General features: G+C 52.0%; 18 protein-coding genes and 2 tRNA genes. 8 read left to right on the top strand and 12 right to left on the bottom strand.

What is annotated here, in order from left to right; translation table 11 throughout:
- Position 1: 1 nt before the first annotated feature.
- Complete coding sequence (locus P0Y67_RS14650; RefSeq protein WP_342392455.1) at positions 2-2,479, bottom strand: ABC transporter permease; 2,478 nt, start codon at positions 2,477-2,479, stop codon at positions 2-4.
- A complete protein-coding gene (locus P0Y67_RS14645; protein ID WP_027253838.1) occupies positions 2,476-3,150 on the bottom strand; it encodes an ABC transporter ATP-binding protein in 675 nt (224 codons plus the stop codon). The genes P0Y67_RS14650 and P0Y67_RS14645 overlap by 4 nt, the downstream gene beginning before the upstream one ends.
- Here P0Y67_RS14645 and tesA point away from each other — a divergent pair.
- From tesA to P0Y67_RS14630, 3 genes are all read left to right on the top strand, one after another.
- The gene (tesA, locus tag P0Y67_RS14640) at positions 3,149-3,748 is read left to right on the top strand and encodes a multifunctional acyl-CoA thioesterase I/protease I/lysophospholipase L1 (RefSeq protein ID WP_342392454.1); all 600 of its coding nucleotides are present in this window, start codon (positions 3,149-3,151) and stop codon (positions 3,746-3,748) included. The two genes, P0Y67_RS14645 and tesA, sit on opposite strands and share 2 nt — an antisense overlap.
- Positions 3,749-3,793: 45 nt before the next feature.
- On the top strand, positions 3,794-4,621 hold the full coding sequence (locus P0Y67_RS14635; RefSeq protein ID WP_342392453.1) for an SDR family oxidoreductase: 828 nt from the start codon (positions 3,794-3,796) through the stop codon (positions 4,619-4,621).
- Positions 4,622-5,025: 404 nt separating this feature from the next.
- Positions 5,026-5,880: a co-chaperone YbbN gene (locus tag P0Y67_RS14630; RefSeq protein ID WP_337112999.1), complete on the top strand. Its 855-nt coding sequence runs from the start codon at positions 5,026-5,028 to the stop codon at positions 5,878-5,880.
- A gap of 46 nt (positions 5,881-5,926) precedes the next feature.
- Here P0Y67_RS14630 and cueR read toward each other — a convergent pair whose 3' ends face one another.
- Complete coding sequence (cueR, locus tag P0Y67_RS14625; RefSeq protein ID WP_027253834.1) at positions 5,927-6,331, bottom strand: Cu(I)-responsive transcriptional regulator; 405 nt, start codon at positions 6,329-6,331, stop codon at positions 5,927-5,929.
- A gap of 177 nt (positions 6,332-6,508) precedes the next feature.
- On the opposite strand from cueR, the gene P0Y67_RS14620 reads away from it, so the two are divergent.
- Complete coding sequence (locus tag P0Y67_RS14620; RefSeq protein WP_342392464.1) at positions 6,509-9,226, top strand: copper-translocating P-type ATPase; 2,718 nt, start codon at positions 6,509-6,511, stop codon at positions 9,224-9,226.
- 168 nt (positions 9,227-9,394) lie between these two features.
- A complete protein-coding gene (locus P0Y67_RS14615; RefSeq protein ID WP_342392452.1) occupies positions 9,395-10,294 on the top strand; it encodes a TraB/GumN family protein in 900 nt (299 codons plus the stop codon).
- Positions 10,295-10,466: 172 nt separating this feature from the next.
- Here the strand turns inward: P0Y67_RS14615 and P0Y67_RS14610 are convergent.
- Together P0Y67_RS14610 and P0Y67_RS14605 are read right to left on the bottom strand one after the other, a co-directional pair.
- Positions 10,467-10,543 (bottom strand) — tRNA-Pro (locus P0Y67_RS14610).
- A 294-nt stretch (positions 10,544-10,837) separates the two neighbouring features.
- Positions 10,838-10,914, bottom strand: a tRNA-Pro gene (locus tag P0Y67_RS14605).
- Between the two features lie 550 nt (positions 10,915-11,464).
- On the opposite strand from P0Y67_RS14605, the gene P0Y67_RS14600 reads away from it, so the two are divergent.
- On the top strand, positions 11,465-11,605 hold the full coding sequence (locus tag P0Y67_RS14600; protein ID WP_120510182.1) for a DUF3149 domain-containing protein: 141 nt from the start codon (positions 11,465-11,467) through the stop codon (positions 11,603-11,605).
- 118 nt (positions 11,606-11,723) lie between these two features.
- The gene (smrA, locus tag P0Y67_RS14595; protein WP_027253830.1) at positions 11,724-12,305 is read left to right on the top strand and encodes a DNA endonuclease SmrA; all 582 of its coding nucleotides are present in this window, start codon (positions 11,724-11,726) and stop codon (positions 12,303-12,305) included.
- A 22-nt stretch (positions 12,306-12,327) separates the two neighbouring features.
- On the opposite strand, the gene P0Y67_RS14590 is transcribed toward smrA, so the two are convergent.
- The 3 genes from P0Y67_RS14590 to ushA form a co-directional block, all read right to left on the bottom strand.
- The gene (locus P0Y67_RS14590) at positions 12,328-12,942 is read right to left on the bottom strand and encodes a LysE family translocator (protein ID WP_342392451.1); all 615 of its coding nucleotides are present in this window, start codon (positions 12,940-12,942) and stop codon (positions 12,328-12,330) included.
- Between the two features lie 71 nt (positions 12,943-13,013).
- A complete protein-coding gene (gene ybaK / locus P0Y67_RS14585; RefSeq protein WP_192014611.1) occupies positions 13,014-13,487 on the bottom strand; it encodes a Cys-tRNA(Pro) deacylase in 474 nt (157 codons plus the stop codon).
- A gap of 143 nt (positions 13,488-13,630) precedes the next feature.
- On the bottom strand, positions 13,631-15,298 hold the full coding sequence (gene ushA, locus P0Y67_RS14580) for a bifunctional UDP-sugar hydrolase/5'-nucleotidase UshA (protein ID WP_342392450.1): 1,668 nt from the start codon (positions 15,296-15,298) through the stop codon (positions 13,631-13,633).
- A 640-nt stretch (positions 15,299-15,938) separates the two neighbouring features.
- Here ushA and P0Y67_RS14575 point away from each other — a divergent pair.
- Positions 15,939-17,822 (top strand): methyl-accepting chemotaxis protein, encoded by a 1,884-nt coding sequence (locus P0Y67_RS14575; RefSeq protein WP_342392449.1) that lies wholly within the window; start codon positions 15,939-15,941, stop codon positions 17,820-17,822.
- Positions 17,823-17,893: 71 nt separating this feature from the next.
- On the opposite strand, the gene P0Y67_RS14570 is transcribed toward P0Y67_RS14575, so the two are convergent.
- From P0Y67_RS14570 to P0Y67_RS14555, 4 genes are all read right to left on the bottom strand, one after another.
- The gene (locus P0Y67_RS14570; RefSeq protein ID WP_342392448.1) at positions 17,894-19,258 is read right to left on the bottom strand and encodes a Na+/H+ antiporter NhaC family protein; all 1,365 of its coding nucleotides are present in this window, start codon (positions 19,256-19,258) and stop codon (positions 17,894-17,896) included.
- 142 nt (positions 19,259-19,400) lie between these two features.
- Positions 19,401-20,264 (bottom strand): DMT family transporter, encoded by an 864-nt coding sequence (locus P0Y67_RS14565; RefSeq protein ID WP_342392447.1) that lies wholly within the window; start codon positions 20,262-20,264, stop codon positions 19,401-19,403.
- Positions 20,254-21,210: a DUF6024 family protein gene (locus P0Y67_RS14560; RefSeq protein WP_342392446.1), complete on the bottom strand. Its 957-nt coding sequence runs from the start codon at positions 21,208-21,210 to the stop codon at positions 20,254-20,256. The genes P0Y67_RS14565 and P0Y67_RS14560 overlap by 11 nt, the downstream gene beginning before the upstream one ends.
- Positions 21,203-22,402 carry an HAD hydrolase family protein gene (locus P0Y67_RS14555; protein WP_342392445.1) on the bottom strand — a complete coding sequence of 400 codons (1,200 nt, stop codon included), beginning with the start codon at positions 22,400-22,402 and terminating at the stop codon, positions 21,203-21,205. Before P0Y67_RS14555 ends, P0Y67_RS14560 begins: the two co-directional genes overlap by 8 nt.
- Between the last annotated feature and the right edge of the window lie 32 nt (positions 22,403-22,434).

Here is a 22,434-nt window from a genome sequence, read left to right as displayed (position 1 = left end):
GCTATCGGCCCAAAGGACGCAGCAGTTGCTTCATCATGGTACTGATGATCAGCAGGATCAGCACGATTGAGAGCAGCGGCAGTACCAGCCACAGCCCCGGATGCCAGCTGACAGGCAGCTCAAATCCCCATTTGATCAAAGAAGCCACCAGTGCTTCAGCCCCGAGCACGGCGATCACCCCCGCCAGTACCGCCATCAGGCCATATTCGCTCCAGATGGTGGCGCGGATCCGGCTTCGGCTGGCGCCTAAGGTGCGGTAAAGCTTAATTTCCTGCTGCCGCTGTGACAGGCTCAGGCGTAACAAAGTCAGCACCAGTAACAAGCCGCTGCACACCCCGAGAAAAGCCAGCACAGACAATGACAATGACACCTGCTGCAAGATGGCCTGAATCCGGGTTGCCATGGTTCTTAAGTCAAGCAAGGTGACTGTCGGATAGTCTCGACCGAGCTTGTTCACCAGCTCACTCTGATCGGCGGCCACTCTGAAACTGACCAGCCAGGTGGCAGGTAAATCAGCCATGACATCCGGTGTGAAAATGAAGTAGAAATTGGGCCGCATATTGCGCCATTCCACCTCCCGCAGACTGGTCACTGTGGCACTGAACATCTGGCTGTTGACGTTAAAACCCAGGGTATCGCCCAGTTTGATCCCCAGCCGTTCTGCCACCCCAGTTTCCACCGACACGCCGCCAGGTGCATTGCTCCAGTCGCCAGCCACTAAAGTGTTGTGCACTGGCATGGCATCTCGCCAGGTAAAATTCAGTTCGCGGCGCAGGGATTCATCCCCTTCCTGACGATCATCATTTTCACTGCCGTTTTCAGCCTCTTCTGCCCTTGGATTCTGGCCGTTTATGGTGACCAGCCGGCCGCGCACTATGGGGTAACTGTCGGAGCGCATTAAACCGCTCTCATCCAGCACATTGAGATAGGCCGGATGCTGAACCGGGCTGATATTGAGCGCAAACACATTGGGGGCATCCGGCGGCAGTGTCTGCTGCCAGTCCGCCAGCAAATCGGTACGCAGCAGCCAAATCACCGCCAGAAGCATCAGCGAGCTGGTCAGGGCAGCCAACTGAGCACCGCTTGCCAGCGGACTGCGGCCGATACGGCTCAGTGCCAGTGTCATCGCCGGTCCCCACTGACGACGACGCAGCCCGGCCACCAGCAATAAGCCCAGCCCTGCCAGCAGTACCAGCAGCACAAACAAGCCTGCCAGCGTCAGCCACATCATGGGGTTATCACCGACCCAGAGTAACAGCGCGACAACGGGCAACAGAATCAGCAGGTAACGTTTCTTAGAACTGGTGTCCGCCGTCTGGCGCTGCATCACGGCCAGAGCCGGTGCATCCAGCAAGCGCCACAGTGCGATCCCGATGCCCGGTACCGATACCAGGATCGCCACCAGCAGGCTGACCAGCCAAGGCATGGCCCCCATCTCGGGCAGCGGCTGCGGCAATACATCGGTGAGCGGCAGGCGTAACAGCCACTCCAGAAAAAGTCCCAGCGCCAGGCCAGCCGAGGCGGCAATGGCAAACAACAGACCCAGCTGTCTCGCCAGCCACCGCCACAGAAAGGCTTTACCGGCACCAAGACTTTTCATCATGGCCACGGTTTCCGTCCGGCTGGCAGTGTAGTGCATACAGGTCAGCACCAGTGTGGCCGTGGCCATCATGATCACCAGGATCAGAGTCAGCGACAAATACTGCTGCACCCGCTCGATCATCTCGCCGGTCCGGCCTTGGGTGGTTTCACTGATCCAGCGCTGATCCGGTGCCAGCTGTGTTTGCTCCCGGAGTTGCTTTAACTGGGCCTCAGTGCCATTGAAATAAGCCCGGTAGCGCACCCGGCTGCCGGGCTGGATCGCCTCAGTGGCGGCCAGATCGGCTTCATGCATCAGCACGGCCGGCATCTGACTGAAAGGGTTAAACGACAGTTCAGGTTCCTGCACTATGGTGCCGGCCACTGTCAGCTCAGCGTTGCCAATGGCCACCTGATCGCCATTGCTGACATTGAGCAGAGAGAATAACCGCTCAGACAACCATAACTCGCCCGGGTTGACCTGTTGCTGGGTCCGGCTGGTGCCCTGCAGCACCAGCTCACCCCGCAATGGAAAATCGCTGGAGACAGATTTCACGCTGACCAGCTGCATGGCATTATCGCTGAACGCCATGGTGCCGAACCGCGTTTGCGCTGTGACCGTCAGCCCCAGACGCTCCGCTTCCCTGACAAGGTTGTCAGGCACAGGATTGGCCGATCTCAATACCAGATCAGCCGCTATCATGCTGCGCCCCTGGTTAACCATGATCTTCTCAACCCGCACCACCAGCGAGGCCAGCGCAAACACACAGGCAATGATCAAGGTCAGCGCCACCGCAACGGGCCACAACTGCCCTTGCCACAGTTCACGCCAGCTCCATTTCAGCAGCAGGGAATGGCCCTTTGGCCGGACCGGACTCTGGCTTTCGCTCATCTCTGTCATGCCGCCTCCACCCGTCCGCCATGAATACGTACCACCCGATCACAACGTTCAGCCAGTTGCGGGTCGTGCGTTACCAGCACCAGAGTCGTGCCGTGATCCCGGTTGAGCGCAAACAGTAAATCTATGATGGTGGCGGCGGTTTGCTGATCCAGATTGCCGGTCGGTTCATCGGCAAACAGCACCTGCGGGGCCGTCATGAATGCCCTGGCCAGTGCCACACGCTGCTGCTCACCACCCGATAGCTGGGAGGGAAGATGCGCTTCACGCCCCTGCAGTCCGACCTGGCGCAACAACTCTGCTGCCCGCTCGCTATCACCGGTTTCCCCTTTGATAATGGCCGGTAAGGTCACATTCTCCAGCGCCGTCAGCGACGGGATCAGCAAAAAACTCTGGAACACGAAACCGACGGCCTGGCTGCGCAGCGCGGCACGGGACTCATCATCCATGTGGGACAAGACTTGCCCCAGCAACTCGATTTCGCCACTGCTGGGCACGTCCAGTCCGGCCAGCAAGGTCATCAAGGTAGATTTACCCGCTCCGGAAACCCCAACTAAAGCAATGCTTTCGCCCTGCTCGACCTCGAGCGAAACATCCTGCAGAATGGTGAGAGTCGTGGTGGCCGTTGTCACCTGTTTTGATACTGATTGCGCTTTTATCACGGATGTAGACATGATGCGGATCCTTGCACTGTTATTACTTGTTATGGCCCCACTCAGTAGTGTTGCCGCCACCCTGATGGTGCTTGGCGACAGCCTGAGTGCAGGCTATCAGATGCGTGCCGAACAAAGCTGGCCCCGTCTGATGGAACCCATGCTTAACGGCAACGGGCTGAAAATTGACGTCATTAATGCCAGTATCTCTGGCGACACCACAGGAAACGCTCTGGCCCGTCTGCCTAAGCTACTGAAACAGCATGCTCCAGATTACGTCATAATTGAGCTGGGTGCGAATGATGGTCTGCGCGGATTTCCACCGGCGACCATAGAGAATAACCTCAAAGCCATTATTGACCTTATTAAGGATAGCGGCGGTGAACCGATGTTGATGCAAATCCGCATCCCGCCCAACTACGGCAAGCGCTATACCAGCCAGTTTGAAGCTATCTATCCCAGACTCAGCAAAGACTACGCTTTGCCTCTGCTGCCCTTCTTTTTGGAGCAGGTCATTCTGCGTGACGGCTGGATGATGGATGATGGCCTGCACCCCAAAGCCAATGCCCAGCCCTGGATCGCTGAATTCATGACGGACACTATCACACCTTTTTTGTAACCAGATTTTACAGGGCGCGATAATGCCCGGATTTAAGGACTTTCAATGAGCACTGCCATTCTTATTACCGGCTGCAGCAGCGGTATCGGTTACCACTGTGCCAAATCTCTTCATCAGGCAGGCTATCTGGTGGTGGCCAGCTGCCGGCACGATGACGATGTCGCGCGCCTGCGCGATGAAGGCCTTCACTGCGTAAGGCTCGATCTCGCCGACAGCCAGTCGATTGAACAAGGACTGGCGGAAGCGCTGAGTATCACTCAAGGCAAACTTGATGTGCTGTTTAACAACGGCGCCTACGGCCAGCCCGGCGCCCTTGAAGATCTCCCCACCGATGCCCTTCGCGAGCAGTTCGAAACCAACCTGTTTGGCTGGCATTCGCTCACGAAAGCCGTGATTCCTGTGATGCTGGCTCAGGGAGGCGGCAAAATCGTGCAAAACAGCTCTGTGCTCGGTCTTGTGGCCATGAAGTACCGCGGCGCCTATAACGCCAGTAAATTTGCGCTGGAAGGCTATACCGACACACTAAGGCTGGAGCTGGCTAACACCCCGATTAAAGTCAGCCTGATAGAGCCAGGGCCGATTGAAAGTCAGTTCCGGGCCAATGCCAAGCGTCAGTTTGAAGCCCATATTGATATGACAGCATCGCGGCACAAAGACAGTTATCAGAACACTCTGGACCGGCTGGGCAAGCCCTCCCCGTCCAATAAATTCACACTGACGCCGGAAGCTGTACTCAAGCCGCTGATGCACATCATCAGCAGTGATCGGCCATCAGCCCGGTACTATGTCACCCAGCCGACCTATATCTTTGGCTTTCTGCGCAGAGTGCTGCCCGTTCGCTGGCTCGATCATCTGCTGGGAAAAAGCGATTAACCGGCACTCACAACGAACAAACTTTGATCTTGATCCGAGAGTCAAAAGCTCAGCGAAAAAATGCGCTTTTTTTAGCCAGCTGTCATGATTGTGTCATCTGCGCATTCTAGGCTTCTGGGTAAGTTGGTCCTTACCTGCTGAAGGGGTAAACCAGCGATCCCCCTAAACAAACGTGCTACATTTTTCGGAGAGATCGGCATGACATTACGCCAGATAAATGCGCTCTGTCTTTGTGTCGCTATTGCTCTGCTTCTGACCTTCCATCTGTAACGGAGAGCCTTGCTCTCCGTTTTTTTCTCTGAGACCTGTTACCAGCCGCGTTTTTCTGTCTTTTCCCTTGATTTTCCAGCCAATCAGCCCAACATCTTGAACATCACTCTTAAACGATCACGGAAACGCCCGGTATGAATGACAAATTAGCAATTGAACTGAATGAAACCAATCTGCATCAGGTGATAGAGCAGTCAATGCAACAGCTGGTCGTGATCAGCTTCTGGGCTCCATCCATGCCAGAAACAGCAGAAGTCAACACCCTGCTTGAGCGCTTGGCGGCCCAGTACGCTGGCCAGTTTGTGGTGGCAACGCTCAATTGCGAAGAACAGCAGATGGTGGCAGCCCAGTTCGGTGTGCGCAGTCTTCCGACCGTCGCCATTTTCAGTAATGGTCAGCCGGTTGACGGTGCGGCAGGCCCGCAAACCGAAGACAGCCTGCGTCAGATGCTGAGTAAACATTTACCCAGCCAGGAAGAAATGCAGCTGGAACAGGCCATTCAGTTAGTCAGCCAGCAAGCCTTCAACGAAGCACTGCCCATTCTGCGTGAACTGGCAGCCAGCCTGCCGGGTAACAGCCAGGTCTTGCTTGCCACCGCCGAATGCCTGCTGGAAACCGCACAGTTTGACGAAGCGGAAACCCTGCTGGGACAGATTCCGATGCAGGATCAGGACGGTTATTACAAAGGGCTGGTTGCCAAGCTGGAGCTCCACCGCCAGGCCAGCGATTCTCCGGAGATCCGTCAGTTAGAAGAAAAACTGGCCACCGATCCGGGCAACGGACAGCTCGCTTACGATCTTGCGGTGCAGTACAGTCAGGTCAATCGTCATCAGGAATCTCTGGATATCCTGCTGAATCTGCTGCGTAAAGATCTGAACTTTGCCGACGGCAATGCCAAGAAAACCATGATGGATATTCTGGCCTCACTCGGTCAGGGCAATGCCCTTGCCAGCCAGTATCGTCGCCAGCTTTATTCTCTGCTGTACTGATCTCACCCATGCCGCAGGCAATCCCACTTTGCCTGCGGTCAGGCGGTTATCCTGCCTCAGCTTCGCCCTTGGTCAGAGCATCAATGATCGGGCAACCCGGCTGGTTGTTCCCCGGACACTGGCTGATCAGGCTCTGAAGGCTTTGTTTCATAGCCAGTAATTCCTGGATCTGATGATCAATCTCAGCCAGTTTGTGCTCGGCTTTTTCTTTTACATCAGCACTTTTTCTGTCCGGATCCCGCGACAAGGCCAGTAGCTCACGACTTTCATCCAGACTGAATCCGACCAGACGCGATCGTTTTATCATCAACAGCTCGTTCACCTGCTTTTGGCTGTAACGGCGATAACCATTCTCACCCCGTTGCGGCTCGCTGATCATGCCCTTGCTTTCATAAAATCGTATGGTTTTGTTGGTCAGGCCCGTCTGTTTTGCCACTTCGCTGATATTCATCACTGCCCCACTTAAAAATACCGCTTGACCTTCCATTAACTGGAAGCTTTAGAGTAAGCATATCTCATAACTGTGGTGTAGAGGAAGACCATGGATAATTCAAATCACGCCCCCGCCCCAGCCAGCCATTCCGCTGCCAACATGGATATCAGGCTGCCACTTCGCAAGGTTCGCTGCATGAAGTGCGTCGGAAAAATTAAACAGGCGCTGAGCAAGCTCGATGGCATCGAATCGCTGGATATTGATACGCAACAAGCCCACATCACAGGGCACATCGATCTGAACGAAGTGATCAACACCATTGAAAATCTTGGCTATCAAGCAGGCTATCAGCATGACTTGCCGCTGTCGGGACTGTCGTGTGGCAAGTGCGTCAGTAAGCTGGAGGCCGTGTTCACAACCGAGCCGGAAATCACGCAGTTTGAAGTCAGCAAAACCCGGGCTAAGGTCACGGGATCACTGACTGAAACCGCGCTGGTAGCCCTGATTGAATCTGCAGGCTATCAGGTACCGGCTGAAACGGTTTTGCCCGACGCGACCGCGCCCGAGCAGACAGTTCAAGAGCCGGCAGACCAAGATCAGGCAACCAAAGAACAGTCCGAGCTTTCACCACAGGCAGGCCCTGACGCACCGCCCTCATCTGATAACAGCCACTACTTTTTGCTTTCAGGCATGACCTGCGCCAGTTGTGTGTCCTCAGTTGAAAAAGCCATTCAGGGCGTGGCGGCAGTCACGGCTGTCAGTGTCAACCTGGCCGAACGGACAGCGCTGGTTCAGGGGGATATCAATCCTGAGTCGGTGATCCAAGCTGTGTCTGATGCCGGGTATGGCGCAGAGCTCAGTGAAGATGAAGCGACAAGGCGCGAGCGCCAGCAAGCCCAGAACACAGCGACCTACAAACAACATCTGTTCAATGCCGGACTGGCATTAGCCCTGGGTGTGCCCCTCATGGCCTGGGGCGTATTCGGTGGCAGTATGATGATAGAGTCGGCCACCAGCCAGTGGGCTTGGGGCATCATAGGTGTGCTGACACTGGCGCTGCTCATTTACTGTGGCGGTCACTTTTTCCGCGATGCCTGGAAAGCCTTTTTACATCACAGAGCCAGTATGGATACCCTGGTCGCACTGGGGACAGGTGCTGCCTGGTTTTATTCCATGTTTGTGGTGCTCAAACCAGACTGGTTCCCGGCGCAGGCCAGGCACGTCTATTTTGAAGCGTCAGCCATGATTCTGGGGCTGATCACCCTGGGCCATGCACTAGAGGCCAAAGCGCGCGGGCGCACTTCGCGGGCGCTGGAAAAACTGATCGACCTGCAGCCGCAGACCGCCATTCTGGTCGACCCGCAAGGCGAGCGTGAAGTCCCTCTGGCTGAAGTTCAGCCGGGTATGGTGCTGCGTTTGCGTCCGGGTGCCAAAGTGCCGGTCGATGGTGTGATTGAGCAAGGTGAGAGCTATCTTGACGAATCCATGCTGACCGGTGAACCCGTCCCGGCCCATAAGAAGCCGGGAGACAAACTCCATGCCGGTACCATCAACCAAAGCGGCAGCCTGCTGTTTAAAGCGATGCAGGTCGGCAATCAAACCCTGCTGGCCCGGATCATAGGTCTGGTTCGTCAGGCACAGAGCAGCAAGCCGGAGCTGGCGAAAATGGCGGATACCATTTCGGCCATATTCGTTCCGGCCGTGATGATCATCGCCATTGTTACCGCCACCCTCTGGTATTACTTCGGCCCGGATCCCGTCTCGATTTACATGCTGATCACCGCAACAACGGTACTCATCATTGCCTGCCCCTGTGCATTAGGACTGGCGACCCCCATGTCTGTCACCGTCGGTCTTGGTCGTGCCGCGGAATACGGTATCCTGATCCGTCATGCCGATGCCATGCAACTGGCCGCCAACATAGATACAGTGGTGCTGGACAAAACCGGTACGCTGACCGAAGGCAAGCCTGTGCTCACACACAGCCATTATTATAGTGATCACACGGAACACGCTGTGCTGACCCTGGCGGCCAGCCTCGAACGCGGCGCTGAGCACCCGCTGGCAAAAGCTATCGTCTCAGCAGCAGAAGAGAAAGGATTATCGCTGCAATCAGCCCGAAACTTTAATGCTCAGGCCGGCTATGGCGTCAGCGGCGAGGTTAACGGACAGCGTGTTCTGCTGGGCAACCGTGCGCTGATGGAAAAAGAAAATATCGACATTTCTGACCATCAAAACGATGCCCACTCGCTGGCCGATGCCGGTGCAACGGCCATTTTTATTGCCGTAGACGGATCACTGGCCGCACTGTTGGGCATCAGTGATCCGCTGCGATCAGATTCCAAAGCCGCGGTAGAGAGACTTCAGGCGAAAGGGATCGAGGTGATCATGCTGACCGGCGACACCGAACGGACAGCCAAAGCAATCGCCCGCCAGGCGGGAATTGACCGCGTCATTGCCGGGGTCCTGCCCGACGGAAAATCCGACCAGGTGGCAAAACTGCAACAATCAGGAAAACACGTGGCCATGGTCGGGGACGGCATTAATGATGCCCCTGCACTGGCTAAGGCAGAAATTGGTATTGCCATGGGGAGCGGCAGCGATGTCGCCATTGAAAGCGCGCAATTAACCCTGGTGCGCCATTCTCTGCACGGCGTCGCCGATGCACTGGAGCTCTCATCAGCGACGTTACGTAACATGAAGCAAAACCTGTTCGGCGCCTTTGTGTATAACACATTGGGGATTCCGCTGGCCGCCGGTATCCTGTTCCCTTTCACCGGCAGTCTGCTCAGCCCTGTGATTGCCGGAGCGGCGATGGCTCTGTCGTCCATCACTGTGGTCAGCAATGCCAACAGACTGAGACTTTTCCGCCCTGGTAGTCAGGACAACGCTCAATTGAAGAATGAGGCCTGAGATGATGGCTTTACTTGCTGCACTGGCCATTGGCTTTATTGTCTGGTGGTTCTGGCTCCATCCCAACAAATAATCACTTCTGAGCGGCTGCTTTCTACAGCCGCTTTTTCTTGCCAGCCCACACCAGATTCCATAGGCTGTAGGCATCCTACCGCCAATGGAAACAGCATGTTCAAATCCTTGCTCACCAAAGCCGGTATCCTGCTGACAATCTTCAGTTCAGGTGCCTCTGCAGAACCTCAGGTCTGGCTGGCCAAAGACAACCAGCGACAGTTTGTGCTGATGGGATCTATCCATGTCGGCAGCGATGCACTCTACCCGCTGCCTGACGCCTTTAACCGTTACTGGCCCCAAGCGGATGGTCTGATTTTAGAAGCCAATATCCAAAAGCAATTCAGTATGCCGGCCATCGACGAGGCTTACTTTACCCGTAAACTGCTGCCGCCTTCTGATATCCGGACACTCAGAGATCTTGCCGCTCAGCTCAAGCTGTCTTCTTTCAGCCTGCTCGAAAGCCCGCCCTGGCTCACCGCCATGCATCTGCAAATGGCGCAGTCGCTAAAGTTTGGCCTCACTCCGGACAAAGGCATAGATCAGGTGGTGTTTAACCGGGCGCAAAAAGAGAATCTGCCCATTTTCGAGCTGGAAGGAATAGAAGCGCAGTTCCGCCTGCTGTCTTCACTGCCTGATCACGGATTAAACCTGCTGCAAACGACGCTCAACGAATGGCCACTGCTGGAAGAAGAAATGACCTGCCTGCTCACCGCCTGGCAGCAGGGCAATAATGCCGTACTGACAGAGCTCAGCCAGCAAGTCGCCCTGTCTGAAGAAACCGAACAGCACTTGCTGATACAGCGCAATTACAACTGGGCTAAACAGCTCACCATCTCCCCTCAGTACCAGAAAGGGACTTTCCTGGTGGTGGTCGGTGCTTACCACATGATGGGCGAGGAAGGGCTACCGGCATTACTGCAAAAGCAGGGATTCACAGTGCAGCAAATCAACAGCGCACAGCCTGCCTCCTGCCAATCCGGTATCGCAAAAAAAACCTCTGGCCATCGGCCATGAGTCGCCGAGTCTAATTCTTTCCTCGCCAAGGGGAGGGAATAACCGTGGTTTCAGCAAGCTCTGTACGATCCCTCCCCCTTTTCAAGGGGGAGGTCAGGTGGGGGTTACTGGGCACAAGAGCCAAATTATGCACATATAAAAAAGCCCGCTCATTGAGCGGGCTTCTTAAAGGTGGTCGGTGAAGAGGGATTCGAACCCCCGACCCTCTGGTCCCAAACCAGATGCGCTACCAAACTGCGCTATTCACCGATAATTCTGTTTTTGCTTTGAGACTTGCTCCAGAAGGTCCCTCTGGTCCGCTATTCTCAAAAGCCGGAGATGCGCTACCAAACTGCGCTATTCACCGATAATTCTGTTTTCGCTTTGAGACTTGCTCCAGAGGGTCCCTCTGGTCCGCTATTCTCAAAATCCGGAGATGCACTACTAAACTGCGCTATTCACCGATAATTTGTTCAGACTGACTACAGTCTTAAAAACGAGATTTGCTTCTTTTGAAAGTATAACTCTTGTTATCTGAGTTACTCAAATCGCGTTTTGAAATAGTGGTCGGTGAAGAGGGATTCGAACCCCCGACCCTCTGGTCCCAAACCAGATGCGCTACCAAACTGCGCTATTCACCGATATGTTTTGTTGCTACTTTGAGTTTCGCTCCAGAGGGTCCCTCTGGTCCGCTATTCTCAAAAGCCGGAGATGCGCTACCAAACTGCGCTATTCACCGATATGTTTTGCTGTTGCTTTGAGTTTTGCTCCAGAGGGCTCCTCTGGTCCGCTATTCTCAAAAGCCGGAGATGCGCGACCAAACTGCGCTATTCACCGATATGTTTTGTTGCTACTTTGAGTTTCGCTCCAGAGGGCTCCTCTGGTCCGCTATTCTCAAAAGCCGGAGATGCGCGACCAAACTGCGCTATTCACCAACAAAAAACGAAACGCTGATGCGATTCGAGGTGGCCTATAATACTGGCTAATTTACTGAACGCAAGAGGAGGAACAGAAAATTTCCTTTCCTTGCTGCTACTTGCTTAGGAATGCACCAGTTAACGCAGAATTTTGCTGAGATCCGCAAAAAAACACACCAATAGTGATGATTCGAGTATGAATTGATCCAGATCATCAGCTCGTTCGCCAAGGTCCATTAAGCTTGAATTCAGTTTCCCAGGCAGAGGGCATCACATGGAATTTTGGCTAGATTTACTCTTTGGTAATCCGGTTGGCCTATCATCAATGATAGTGATTTTCGGTGCATTGGGGCTAATGCTCTTCTATGGTGGTTATTTTGTCTATAAAGCTATGAATGCAAAGCCACAAGATTAGCCGTTCCGTTATCTCCAATCTTCTTTGAATCCTGAGGACTCTGACAGGCCCGGGATTCTTTTTTTTCTTGCCAAGCCACGTATAATCTTCCCTACCGTCCGCAGTAGAAAAACACACCATGTCCGATCAAGATGAACTGGACCTGTTCCGAGAAATGATGGCCGATGTGGCCCCGCTGGAGCAGGATAAAGTAACCCCGGAAAAGAAGCATCAGATTACTGACGCCCAACTCGCCCGACAAGCCGCAGCGCAGAGCCTGGCTGACAGTGATCCGGAATATTTATCACTCGATTATGCCACTATGGTCAAGCCGGATGACATGCTGGATTACAAGCGTGACGGGGTTCAGGACGGTGTCATCCGCAAGTTAAGACTGGGCAAGTACGATATTCAGGCCAGGCTTGACCTGCACCGTAAAACGCTCAGGGAAGCCAGAGATGAAGTATTGCACTTTCTCAGGCAGTGTCAGCGCATGGACATTCGTACCGTGCTTATTGTGCACGGTAAAGGTGAACGTTCCACGCCTCCGGCATTGATGAAGAGCTATGTCGCGACCTGGCTGACCCAAATCAGTGATGTGATGGGCTATCACTCAGCGTTACGACAGCATGGCGGCAACGGTGCCCTGTATGTCATGCTCAAAAAAAGCCCTGAACGTAAACTGGAAAACCGGGAGCGGCATCAGAAACGCCAGAGCTGAAGCTGTCAGAGTGGCAGTGTGTTTATCCCTGCCACACCACTCTGAGGGCCAGCATAATCAGCACCACGCCGGACAAACGATCGATCAGCTGGGCCCGCGTTTTCAGCGTTTCTAACACCGCAGGCCGGGACAACACCAGGGCAATCAGAGTGTACCAGAGGCCATCCACCAATAATGGTGTGGCGACAATAATCACTCTGTCGCTGATCCCACTCCCGACGGCCACAAACTGGCTGAACAGCGCGAGAAAAAACAGCGCAAGTTTGGGATTGAGCACAGAGATCATCAGCCCGTCCCGGGCTGCACTGGCCATGCTTGCCGGTTCGCCTGCCGCCAGTTTTGCCGCCACTCCCCCTTTCGAACGCAGGGCATTGATCCCCAGATACGCCAGGTAAGCGGCGCCTGAATAGGTAATGATCTGAAACAGTGTCGGTGATTGTTTGAGGACAACAGCCAGTCCAAGCAACGTCAGTAACGCATACACACCAACGCCAAACGCATGGGCCCAGGAGGTCACAATGCCATGTAAGCGCCCGCCCGCCAGACTGTGTTTCGCCACCACCGCTAAACTCGGCCCGGGCGACATTGCCCCTAACATACAAATCATCAGTAATGAAAGCCAGATACTGAACGTCATCCTTGTCTCCTGCGGCCAATACTCAGCCTGTCGTAAATTAAATAAGTGGTTGGAATAAGTGGCTGGAATAATTAACGGGCTAACGCCGCCAGTTGACCACAGGTCAGTTGCAACAGATCCTTGGGCGCCAATTCTATTTCCAATCCTCGCCGACCCGCACTGACACAGATAGTGTCATAGTCCTTGGCCGAGTCATCAAGAAAAGTGGGCAAGCGTTTTTTCTGACCTAAAGGACTGATCCCGCCAACAATATATCCCGTTGTTTTTTCAGCTATGGCCGGATCGGCCATTTCGGCTTTTTTGGCCCCTGCGGCTTTTGCCGCCGATTTCAGATCCAGCATACCCGCCACCGGGACTATAGCCACCGCCAGTTGCCTGGGATCGCCATTACAGGAGAACAGCAGGGTTTTAAACACCCTAGCCGGATCCTGCCCCAGCACCTCTGCCGCTTCCAGGCCGAAATTGGTATTGTTCGGATCATGCAGATACTGATGGACTTTATGAGCAATTTTGTGCTTTTTCGCGAGATTTATAGCGGGTGTCATCCTGTCCTCCGGCATAATTATCGTTACCCACTATAGCTAACAGGTATCTTCCCGCCAAGCCAGTTTCGGCACAGGCAGCAATAAAAAAGCTCACCTGCCAGAACAAGTGAGCTTTAGTCTTCAGCACAGAATCTCAGTACCGATTAACGGTACACAATCTCGCCGTTAGGATCGAACGCATGAACATTAATCGGGCTGCTGTCTTCCAGGTAGTCTTTCAGCACTTCTGCATCAACAAATCCGGTGTTCACGTAACCGGCATGATCCACCAGCTTAGGATAGCCATCGCCACCGGCGGCATTAAAACTCGGCACAGTAAACCGGTAGGTTTTGCCTGGCACCAGCGCTTTGCCACCAATCTTAACATTGCTGACTTTACCGTCCCGGATATCCATAGTGACACCATAGAACTGCGCATATGCCCCTGAATCAACAGGCTTAGTCGCAACAGAACCCAGGTAGTCCAATACTTCGGCCCCCGTCATATCGGTATAGGTCACCATATTGCCAAATGGCTGTACTTTCAGCACATCTTTATAAGTAATATCACCGGCAGGAATAGAGTCACGGACGCCGCCTGAGTTCATGACCGCGAAATCAGCTTTGGCGCGCTGCATGTGAGAGGCGGCAATTAAACGCCCCAGATTGGTCTGCTGAAAACGCACTACGCTCCGGTCGCCTTCCAGTTTGCCGTTTGACTGGGCAATCTTGATATTGAGTTTCGCTTGTCCGCGCTCCTGGTATGGCGTTAAGAAAGCTTTCACTGTGGCATCCTGAGGGATCTCCTGCTCAATAAACACTTTCTCTGACTGGCCGTCAGCCAGCTTGATTTTCTTCTTCAGGTTAACCGGAATCAGATCGTAGCTGACCATATTCAGCTCACCGTTTCTGAACTCAAAATCCGCCCGGCCCACATACTTGCCCCACTCGTGTGCCTGCACAATCCAGGTGCCATTCTGCTGATCCGGTTTGCAATCGTCACTCGGTTTGAAGGATGGATTCGCCACATTCGGCCCTTCCATGCAGACAGGCTCCTGAGAGTGGCCACCGACGATCAAGTCCAGATCGCCCGGCTCTAGATAACGCGCCAGGGCAACATCACCCGGCGCATTGACACCATGTTTACCATTGGCATAGTGACCCATGTGTGTCGCAGCAATAATAAGATCCGGTTTTTCCGTTGCTTTCAGCTCGGCGATGACAGCCTTGGCTTCGGCTTTCGGATCGCGAAATTCAATGCCGCCAATGTATTCCGGGTTACCAATTTTCGCGGTATCTTCAGTCGTCAGACCGATAACGGCAATTTTGATCCCCTGCTGCTCGAAAATCTGGTACGGCTGGAACAAACGCTTGCCTGTCGCCTTGTCATAAATGTTGGCTGACAGCATAGGAAAGTTAGCCCATCCTTCCTGCTTGCGCAGCACATCGAGCGGGTTATCGAATTCATGGTTACCCACAGCCATCGCATCGTAGCCAAGCATGTTCATGCCTTTAAAATCGGGCTCCGCATCCTGCAGATCCGACTCAGGCACGCCTGTGTTGATATCGCCGCCAGACAGCAGCAGGCTGGTGCCGCCTTCTTCTGTCACTGCTTCTCTCAGGTCATCCAGCAAGGTCTTGCGGGCAGCCATACCGTATTCACCGTCACGGTTGTGCCAGAAACGGCCATGATGATCATTGGTATGAAGAATAGTCAGCTTATAGGTCTGGTCTGATTGCCAGGTGTCGGCTTGTTCCTGACTCGCACAGCCAGCCAATACCATTAGCAATCCCGCTGACAAGGCAGTGCGGGTAAACATTTTATTTTTCATTTCATCACCTTACACAGTCAACTCTCATGGCTCACCTCCTTTCCTTGGCGGTGGTTGTGGCCAAAAACAGTGCCCAGTGTAAAGTAATCAAATGCCAGGTGGCAGGCGATTTCACCATAGTGTTAATTGGATCACTATGCAATCGATATCATTTTTATTTTTGAATGACATACACCAAGTTCATATCAGAAAACGCGACTTTCAGTATCTGATCCAAACACTGATATCCGAGATAGCATGCACCCCCGGCATCATGACGTTACGAAATGCTTGATAAAATACCTTCTGTCTAAGGAAACACGGCCAACCCTCCAAAAACACAAGTTTCCAGACATCACGCCCTTATTTCCGTACATCACATCCTTAAATAAAACGACAATGTTTGAACCGTTTTTTATTCACAAAAAAGACCACCAACCAAGATATTGAATTAAATATTTAGAATTTAAACTTCCCCGGCAAACTTTTAATCCAAAAAACGATAACATTAGTCACACCTAATGTTTAAGTTTATCGATATGGCCGTCGTTTAAAGATATTAAGTTCAAATGTTGTTTTCCCTGCCTCATCTTTCACATTTTCATGCAACATGATGAGAGAACATGGTAATCAGATTCCGTTCCATCCATTGAGACCACTCATGAAACTAACCCTAAAACAAAAACTCATCGCTGCCAGCTTATCTGCCGTTGTAGTTATGGCTACCGCTCTGACCTGGCTGGCTGCAAGCCAACTTCATGAACAAACCCAAAACAGCATTTTTGACCGGGCTGACAGCCTGAGCAAAACAGCAACCAAAGGGATCAGTGACTGGATTAATATTCGACGTGATATTACCAGTGCCGTCAAACCTTATGTAACCGCCGCAGAACCTGTTCCTTACCTGCAACAGGCACGGGATGCCGGCAACTTTGATTTAACCTACTTCGGTACGCCCGCCGGAGACATGGTTCGTTCTAATCCGGAGCGTAACCGCGCTGGCTATGATCCCCGCGTCCGCCCTTGGTACATTGATGCTCAAAAAGCAGATCAACCGATCATTACCACTGCTTATCTGGATGCGATTACCAATGCACCTATGGTGACACTGGCTCAACCTGTGAAGCAAAATGGGCAGTTGGTTGCTGTCATCGGCTCTGATGTCCTGATTGATCAGATGATTTCGGATGTGATCAGCCTGGATGCCGGTGATAATGCTTATGCGATGCTGCTCAATACTCAGGACAACACATTTTTAGCGCACCCAAACAAAGCGTTACTGCTTAAATCCATCAGCCAATACGATTCGGCATTAAGCATGAGCATCATTCATCAAGCGGTCAGCACCCGGACCCTTGTCAATCAAACCATCAAAGGAAAAGAGAAGCTGCTCTACTTTACCGAAGTCCCTGGTACACCGTGGATTTTAGGTCTGGAACTGGACAAAGCGACAGAAGAAGCCAGCCAGAGCGAGCTGCTGACCCGGCTGATCCTTGCTTCAATCGTGATTACGCTGGCTGTGCTGGCGGCTGTGGCCTGGCTGGTCGGTTACCTGTTCCGTGATCTGGGCCGGGTGTCTGAAGCACTGGCTGAAATTGCGACGGGTGAAGGCGACCTGACCCAGCGTCTGGAGCCGCGCAGCGATGATGAAGTCGGCCAGCTGGCTCATAATTTCAACCGCTTTGTCGGCAACATGCACGGCATGGTGATGCGCCTGCGGGATGTGTCTCAGTCACTGAACTCTCAGGCACATCAGACAGCTTCTCAGGCGGAAGAGCGCAGCACCCGCATTCGCCACCAGCAGGATGAAATCAACATGGTTGCGACCGCCATAAACGAAATGGCTGCAGCCACACAGGAAATCGCCGGCAATGCTGATAATACGGCCAAAACATCGGCAGAGACCGTTGAGGCTGCACAACATGGTGCCGAGCAAGTCGATCAGAGTCAGAGTTCAACTACCAGCCTGGCCAGCGAAGTTGAAACGGCAACAGAGGTCATTAGTGAACTGAATCATCACTCACAGAGCATCACCACGATTCTGTCAACCATTCAAAACATCGCTGAACAGACCAACCTGCTGGCACTGAATGCCGCGATTGAAGCCGCCCGTGCCGGCGAACAAGGTCGTGGTTTTGCAGTGGTTGCCGATGAAGTGCGCGTGCTGAGCCAGCGTACACATGCCTCGACACAGGAAATTCAGCAAATGATTGAAACCCTGCAAAAAACAACAGGCAGTGCCGTCGGTATTATGAGTGACAGTCGCCGTCTGGCGGAAACCAGTGTGGATGACGCTAATTCCGCTTCAGCCAGCCTGGCACAGATCATTTCTGCGATTACCAATATCAGTGATATGGCCACACAGATTGCATCGGCTGCGGAAGAACAATCCTCTGTGACGTCAGAAATCACCCGAAATACTGAGAGTATCCGGGACGTTTCTAACGATCTGGCTCAGGAGGCGAGTGTCGCAGCACAACAGGCCGCGCAGTTGTCCGAACTGTCGCATGAGCTACAACAGGAAATCAGCCGCTTTAAGCTGTAGTCTGTGACTCAGTTGCTTTCAAAAAAAACACCCCGAATCGGGGTGTTTTTTTCTTGCGGATACGCCTGCGTTTAGGCGGTTACGGCTTGGCGCTGCTGATGTTTCACAAACACAGCGATCAGCGCACTGGCAGCCAGAAAGAAACAATAATAAGAATGGCTGACAACCGCTAATGGCGACAGCCCAAAGACCGAGCCTAGCAACAGTGCCTGCGCACCATAAGGCAGCACACCCTGAATGACACATGAGAATATATCCAGCAAGCTGGCCGAGCGGCGTGGCGTCACTGCATTTTGTTCTGCCAGTTCACGGGCAACGCCGCCTGCGACAATAATGGCCACTGTGTTGTTGGCCGTGCAGACATTGGTCAGGCTGACCAGCCCCGCAATGCCCATTTCGCTCGCTCTTTGCGACTGATCGCCGCCTGATTTTTTGCTGAAAGCGCCGATCAGCTTACTGACTAACAGCGTCAGAAATGCCAGGCCTCCCTGACGACGCATCAGTTCGCTCATACCGCCAATCAGCAGGGATAACAGGAAGATTTCCTGCATGTTGCCAAACCCGGTATAGATATCTTTGCTCCAGCTCGCCAGACTGTAATCAGACACTGACAATAAACCCACACCGCCAGCCAGAATAATGCCCAGGCTCAACACAACAAAAACATTCACACCGGACACAGCAAGGACCAGAATCGTGATATAGGGCAAGACCTTGAGCCATTCGATGCTGGTAACAGTCGGTGCTTCAGACGGTGAGGAATGGAAAAGAAACAGCAAGATGGCTGCCAACGCCGCTGGCAGCGCAATGGCGATGTTCTCGCGGAACTTATCGCGCATCGCACAGCCCTGAGAGCGGGTGGCGGCGATAGTGGTATCAGAGATAATCGACAAATTATCGCCGAACATGGCACCACTGAGCACCACACCGGCTGTCAGAGCGATATCCAGATCGGCGGTATCGGCAATGCCCAGCGCCACTGGCGCCACCGCAGCAATCGTGCCCATTGAGGTTCCCATTGCCGTGGCAATAAAGGCCGCGATGACAAAAATACCCGGCAATATCAGGCTGGGTGGTAATAAGGACAAACCGAGATTGACGGTGGCATCAACCCCACCCGTTGCTTTCGCCACTGCCGCAAACGCACCCGCCAGCAGATAAATCATACACATGGCTATGATATCGCTGTGACCCACACCACGCATAAAATCTTCGATGGTTTTATTGAGCGCCTCTTTGCTCAACACAATAGCAACCAATATTGCAGGCAATGCCGCAACAGGGGCCGGTAATTGATAGAAGGCAAAATCGACACCCTGCCAGGTCAGATAGCTGCCCACACCGATAAAGAGAGACAGGAAAACCGCCAAAGGCAACAGTGCCAGCGCGGAAGGAGACGGCGAATCTGAAAGTGTGTGTGGATTGGCGTGCAACATTATCTCTACAGGGCATTGTTTTGAATTGGTCGCATAGCCTAAAACTTACATCCAAACGTGTCAACATCCAGACGTCTAAACATCCATATGCAATTAATACTCCAGAGACTTATCCTGATACCACCTACTGGTGCTCCGCCAGTTAAGCCACCTGTCTCGTCGCATGCCGAATATTCATTAAGCCACTGATAACAATCAGTAATGACCCCAAAAGAACAAAATTATCAGGGATATCATCCCATACGATATAACCAATCACGCCAGCCCATACGATACAGGTATACTGCATCATCCCCGTGACTGAAGCCGATACCCTTTTCAATGCAAGGAAAATGCACAACTGCGCAAGCCCGGCACTGAGGCCACAAAGAATGAACAGTCCCAGATCGCTCCACGTGGGTACAGTAAAACTGTTGGTCAGTAGCAACCCGGAGGCCAGAATATTAAACAACATGCCATAAAACAGGACAGCAGCCGGGCTTTCTTTTGGCCCCATCTTTCTCATCACGATAGTATTCAGTGCAAAGCAAAGGGCAGCCGCTAAGGCACCAAGTACACCAAGATTAAACGTCACCATTCCCGGGCGGAGCACGACTATTGTTCCTGCAAACCCGAGGCACACGCACAGCAGCTGATAGACAGAAATACGTTCAGCAAGAAAAACCGGTGATAGCAGGCAAAGCAGTAACGGACCGGTTAAAATGATTGAAAAAGTGTCAGCAAAATCCATTTGGCTAAAGGCAAATAACGCTGAAAACCGCATTGCGAGAATAATGCTCCCACGAGCGAGATGGTATCTGTACTGCGTGGTTACCAGTACTGATGAAAAACTGTTGCCATTTAACATGAATATAATGGGGATCAGACTGAATACAGAGCTGAAAAAGGTAATTTGGGCAAAACTGTAATCTGAAGAGAGCTGTTTACCCAATGCATCCATAACACTGAACATCAGGAAGCTGAAAGCGGCAAGCAGAACCCCTAAATGACGCCCTTTATTTAGCATGGTTATCCTCATCAAATATTAACCGGAGCGACTGATAAAACGCCTCAGAAAAATCGACATTGCCGTGCATGTTATCCGTCATATGACAAACTGAAATACGCAGCCTATGTGTATTTTTAATTGGCTTACATGAAAACAATGCCGCCAGCTTTTGCCTTAACACCGGCGACTGACACTCAAGTACCACCATGTGGCTTTTCCCGGCAGAAATCACTGTTACACCATTACGATTTAGCAGCGCCTCAATGGCGGGTGAGATGTGGATAAAAGCATTATTGAAACATTGCGGATGAGCGGAGGACAGCCGTTTGTCCAGCGCCATCAAGTCCCGTAATGAACGGGTACCGGTACTGGCTGTGTCTAAGGTCTTACTGAGCAGTTGATTTAACGGATGTGATTTCTTGACAGCCAGCAAAGCAATACCGATATGCAGCCCGGCATGTTTATGAAGAGGCGCAAAGAAGACATCAGAGTGTGCGATAAGATCGCTATGGTGCACGGTTGCAAATGACTGCGCACCGTCCACTGCCAGTATTGAATGGCCATGCAACTGGCCTAAATCAATAAGATTACCTGTAACCGGAGACAGGTGTGTCACCAGTTGTATCTCAGGTTGCCCACCGCTTATATTCCCTTCAGAGAATAATTGAAATAAAGACTGGTATTGCGGGTAATGCTGTTCATTAGCAAAATCAATACTGACGCTAACCTTATTTAACTGGCAGGCAAATAAAAATTTGACCAGACAGTCCGTGGTATTAGTGAACATAAATAAATCATGTTCAGGGCAGTACATGTTTCTCAGTTTTTCCTGAACATCCAATTTCAGTCGGTAATATGACTTATAGTATGCTTTCCCCTCCATTCCCGGGCCAAGAGCCTTGACGAGATCCGGGTGTATCGATGAAGAATCAACTAACATTCTTGGCTTGGTCACTTTATTCATTGCCCGCTAAATACAGTCGTATTTTATCAATGATATCATCATCATTTCGGACCAAGCGTGATACATTCATGCTACTTTCTAATCCGAGCAACTCATTACCGATGACATAACCTTCAGAAGCATTCGATAACAAAGTAAAATCATTGTCATCATTGCCAAAGCAGATAAGGTTATAATGGCTAATTCCGCTGATGAGATTCAGCGCTTTATATTTGTCTGTGAAATAGCAATTCAGCTCAGCTGTATCATCACCGTGAAAATTAAATGCGGTACCATCACTGATACTTTTATACAAGGGCATGAGTTTTTTCTGAATATTCTCTGATCGGCAAGATATTTTTATCACCCCCTGATCCCAGCTCGAACTCGCTTTATCCAATGTCAGTTTATCCTCGTAGGCAAGCATTTCCGGGAACAAGGACTCATCACCATGCATTGTAAACTTATCCCCGTACTCGAGAAAATAACTTACCTCCATTTCATCGAGAAACTGAACTATGGTATTTACGTCTTTTTGCGACAAACCGGACACAAGCGTCTGCTGATGTATTTCATCTAGAATGACTGAACCATTGCAGCAGATGACAGGGACTTCACGGCTCAGATCGCCTAATGCTTTTCTCGCCCCCCTGGGAGCTCGGGATGTCGCAAATGCCAGACGGGATGATGACCCATCTTTAATTGTCTGGAGGGCAGCTTTCATTTTGTCACTGACGATTCCGCCGTCAGCAATAGTACCATCAATATCAAATACCAACATATTAGGAAGATCGTTATTTATTTTCTTCCCAGACTTCCTGACTAACCCATTTCTGATCAGAGAAGGAATAACATCAATAGCAAAAACACTGCCTATCGCGACGCCATTTTCCAGGTGTTCTCCATCCACCCAGGCTATTTCTTCAATTTCAGAACATGGTTTCGGCTGACCGAATATTTTCACAAGATCAACATCAATCTCTACCAAAGTGTCTTCAAAAGCACTTTTCCGAGTAAATGTACCAAAATATTCAGCACTCACCAGCTCTACGCCGAGCTCTTCGTTTAACTCCCGTTCAAGGCACGCTTTTTTCGTTTCACCGTCTTCGGGTTTACCGCCCGGAGAGATAAACATATCTGTCCCTTTTTTCCTGACCAGCAAAATTTGTCCGGCTCGGCATATAATTGCAGCATATTTTTTTATCGTTTTCATTTCCAGAGTCACTTTGCTGTCGAAAGTCAATA

Source organism: Photobacterium sp. SP02, from assembly GCF_038519165.1.
In the GTDB taxonomy this organism is placed as follows: domain Bacteria; phylum Pseudomonadota; class Gammaproteobacteria; order Enterobacterales; family Vibrionaceae; genus Photobacterium; species Photobacterium halotolerans.
Note: the sequence above shows the minus strand (reverse complement) of the source record. Positions and strands in the feature narration are given on the sequence as shown.

What these genes read in the sequence shown, in the direction of transcription:
- P0Y67_RS14650 (WP_342392455.1), bottom strand. Translation starts at nt 2,479, where the DNA reads ATGACAGAGATGAGCGAAAGCCAGAGTCCGGTCCGGCCAAAGGGCCAT.
- tesA (WP_342392454.1), top strand. Translation starts at nt 3,149, where the DNA reads ATGATGCGGATCCTTGCACTGTTATTACTTGTTATGGCCCCACTCAGT.
- P0Y67_RS14645 (WP_027253838.1), bottom strand. Translation starts at nt 3,150, where the DNA reads ATGTCTACATCCGTGATAAAAGCGCAATCAGTATCAAAACAGGTGACA.
- P0Y67_RS14635 (WP_342392453.1), top strand. Translation starts at nt 3,794, where the DNA reads ATGAGCACTGCCATTCTTATTACCGGCTGCAGCAGCGGTATCGGTTAC.
- P0Y67_RS14630 (WP_337112999.1), top strand. Translation starts at nt 5,026, where the DNA reads ATGAATGACAAATTAGCAATTGAACTGAATGAAACCAATCTGCATCAG.
- cueR (WP_027253834.1), bottom strand. Translation starts at nt 6,331, where the DNA reads ATGAATATCAGCGAAGTGGCAAAACAGACGGGCCTGACCAACAAAACC.
- P0Y67_RS14620 (WP_342392464.1), top strand. Translation starts at nt 6,509, where the DNA reads ATGAAGTGCGTCGGAAAAATTAAACAGGCGCTGAGCAAGCTCGATGGC.
- P0Y67_RS14615 (WP_342392452.1), top strand. Translation starts at nt 9,395, where the DNA reads ATGTTCAAATCCTTGCTCACCAAAGCCGGTATCCTGCTGACAATCTTC.
- P0Y67_RS14600 (WP_120510182.1), top strand. Translation starts at nt 11,465, where the DNA reads ATGGAATTTTGGCTAGATTTACTCTTTGGTAATCCGGTTGGCCTATCA.
- smrA (WP_027253830.1), top strand. Translation starts at nt 11,724, where the DNA reads ATGTCCGATCAAGATGAACTGGACCTGTTCCGAGAAATGATGGCCGAT.
- P0Y67_RS14590 (WP_342392451.1), bottom strand. Translation starts at nt 12,942, where the DNA reads ATGACGTTCAGTATCTGGCTTTCATTACTGATGATTTGTATGTTAGGG.
- ybaK (WP_192014611.1), bottom strand. Translation starts at nt 13,487, where the DNA reads ATGACACCCGCTATAAATCTCGCGAAAAAGCACAAAATTGCTCATAAA.
- ushA (WP_342392450.1), bottom strand. Translation starts at nt 15,298, where the DNA reads ATGAAAAATAAAATGTTTACCCGCACTGCCTTGTCAGCGGGATTGCTA.
- P0Y67_RS14575 (WP_342392449.1), top strand. Translation starts at nt 15,939, where the DNA reads ATGAAACTAACCCTAAAACAAAAACTCATCGCTGCCAGCTTATCTGCC.
- P0Y67_RS14570 (WP_342392448.1), bottom strand. Translation starts at nt 19,258, where the DNA reads ATGTTGCACGCCAATCCACACACACTTTCAGATTCGCCGTCTCCTTCC.
- P0Y67_RS14565 (WP_342392447.1), bottom strand. Translation starts at nt 20,264, where the DNA reads ATGCTAAATAAAGGGCGTCATTTAGGGGTTCTGCTTGCCGCTTTCAGC.
- P0Y67_RS14560 (WP_342392446.1), bottom strand. Translation starts at nt 21,210, where the DNA reads ATGAATAAAGTGACCAAGCCAAGAATGTTAGTTGATTCTTCATCGATA.
- P0Y67_RS14555 (WP_342392445.1), bottom strand. Translation starts at nt 22,402, where the DNA reads ATGAAAACGATAAAAAAATATGCTGCAATTATATGCCGAGCCGGACAA.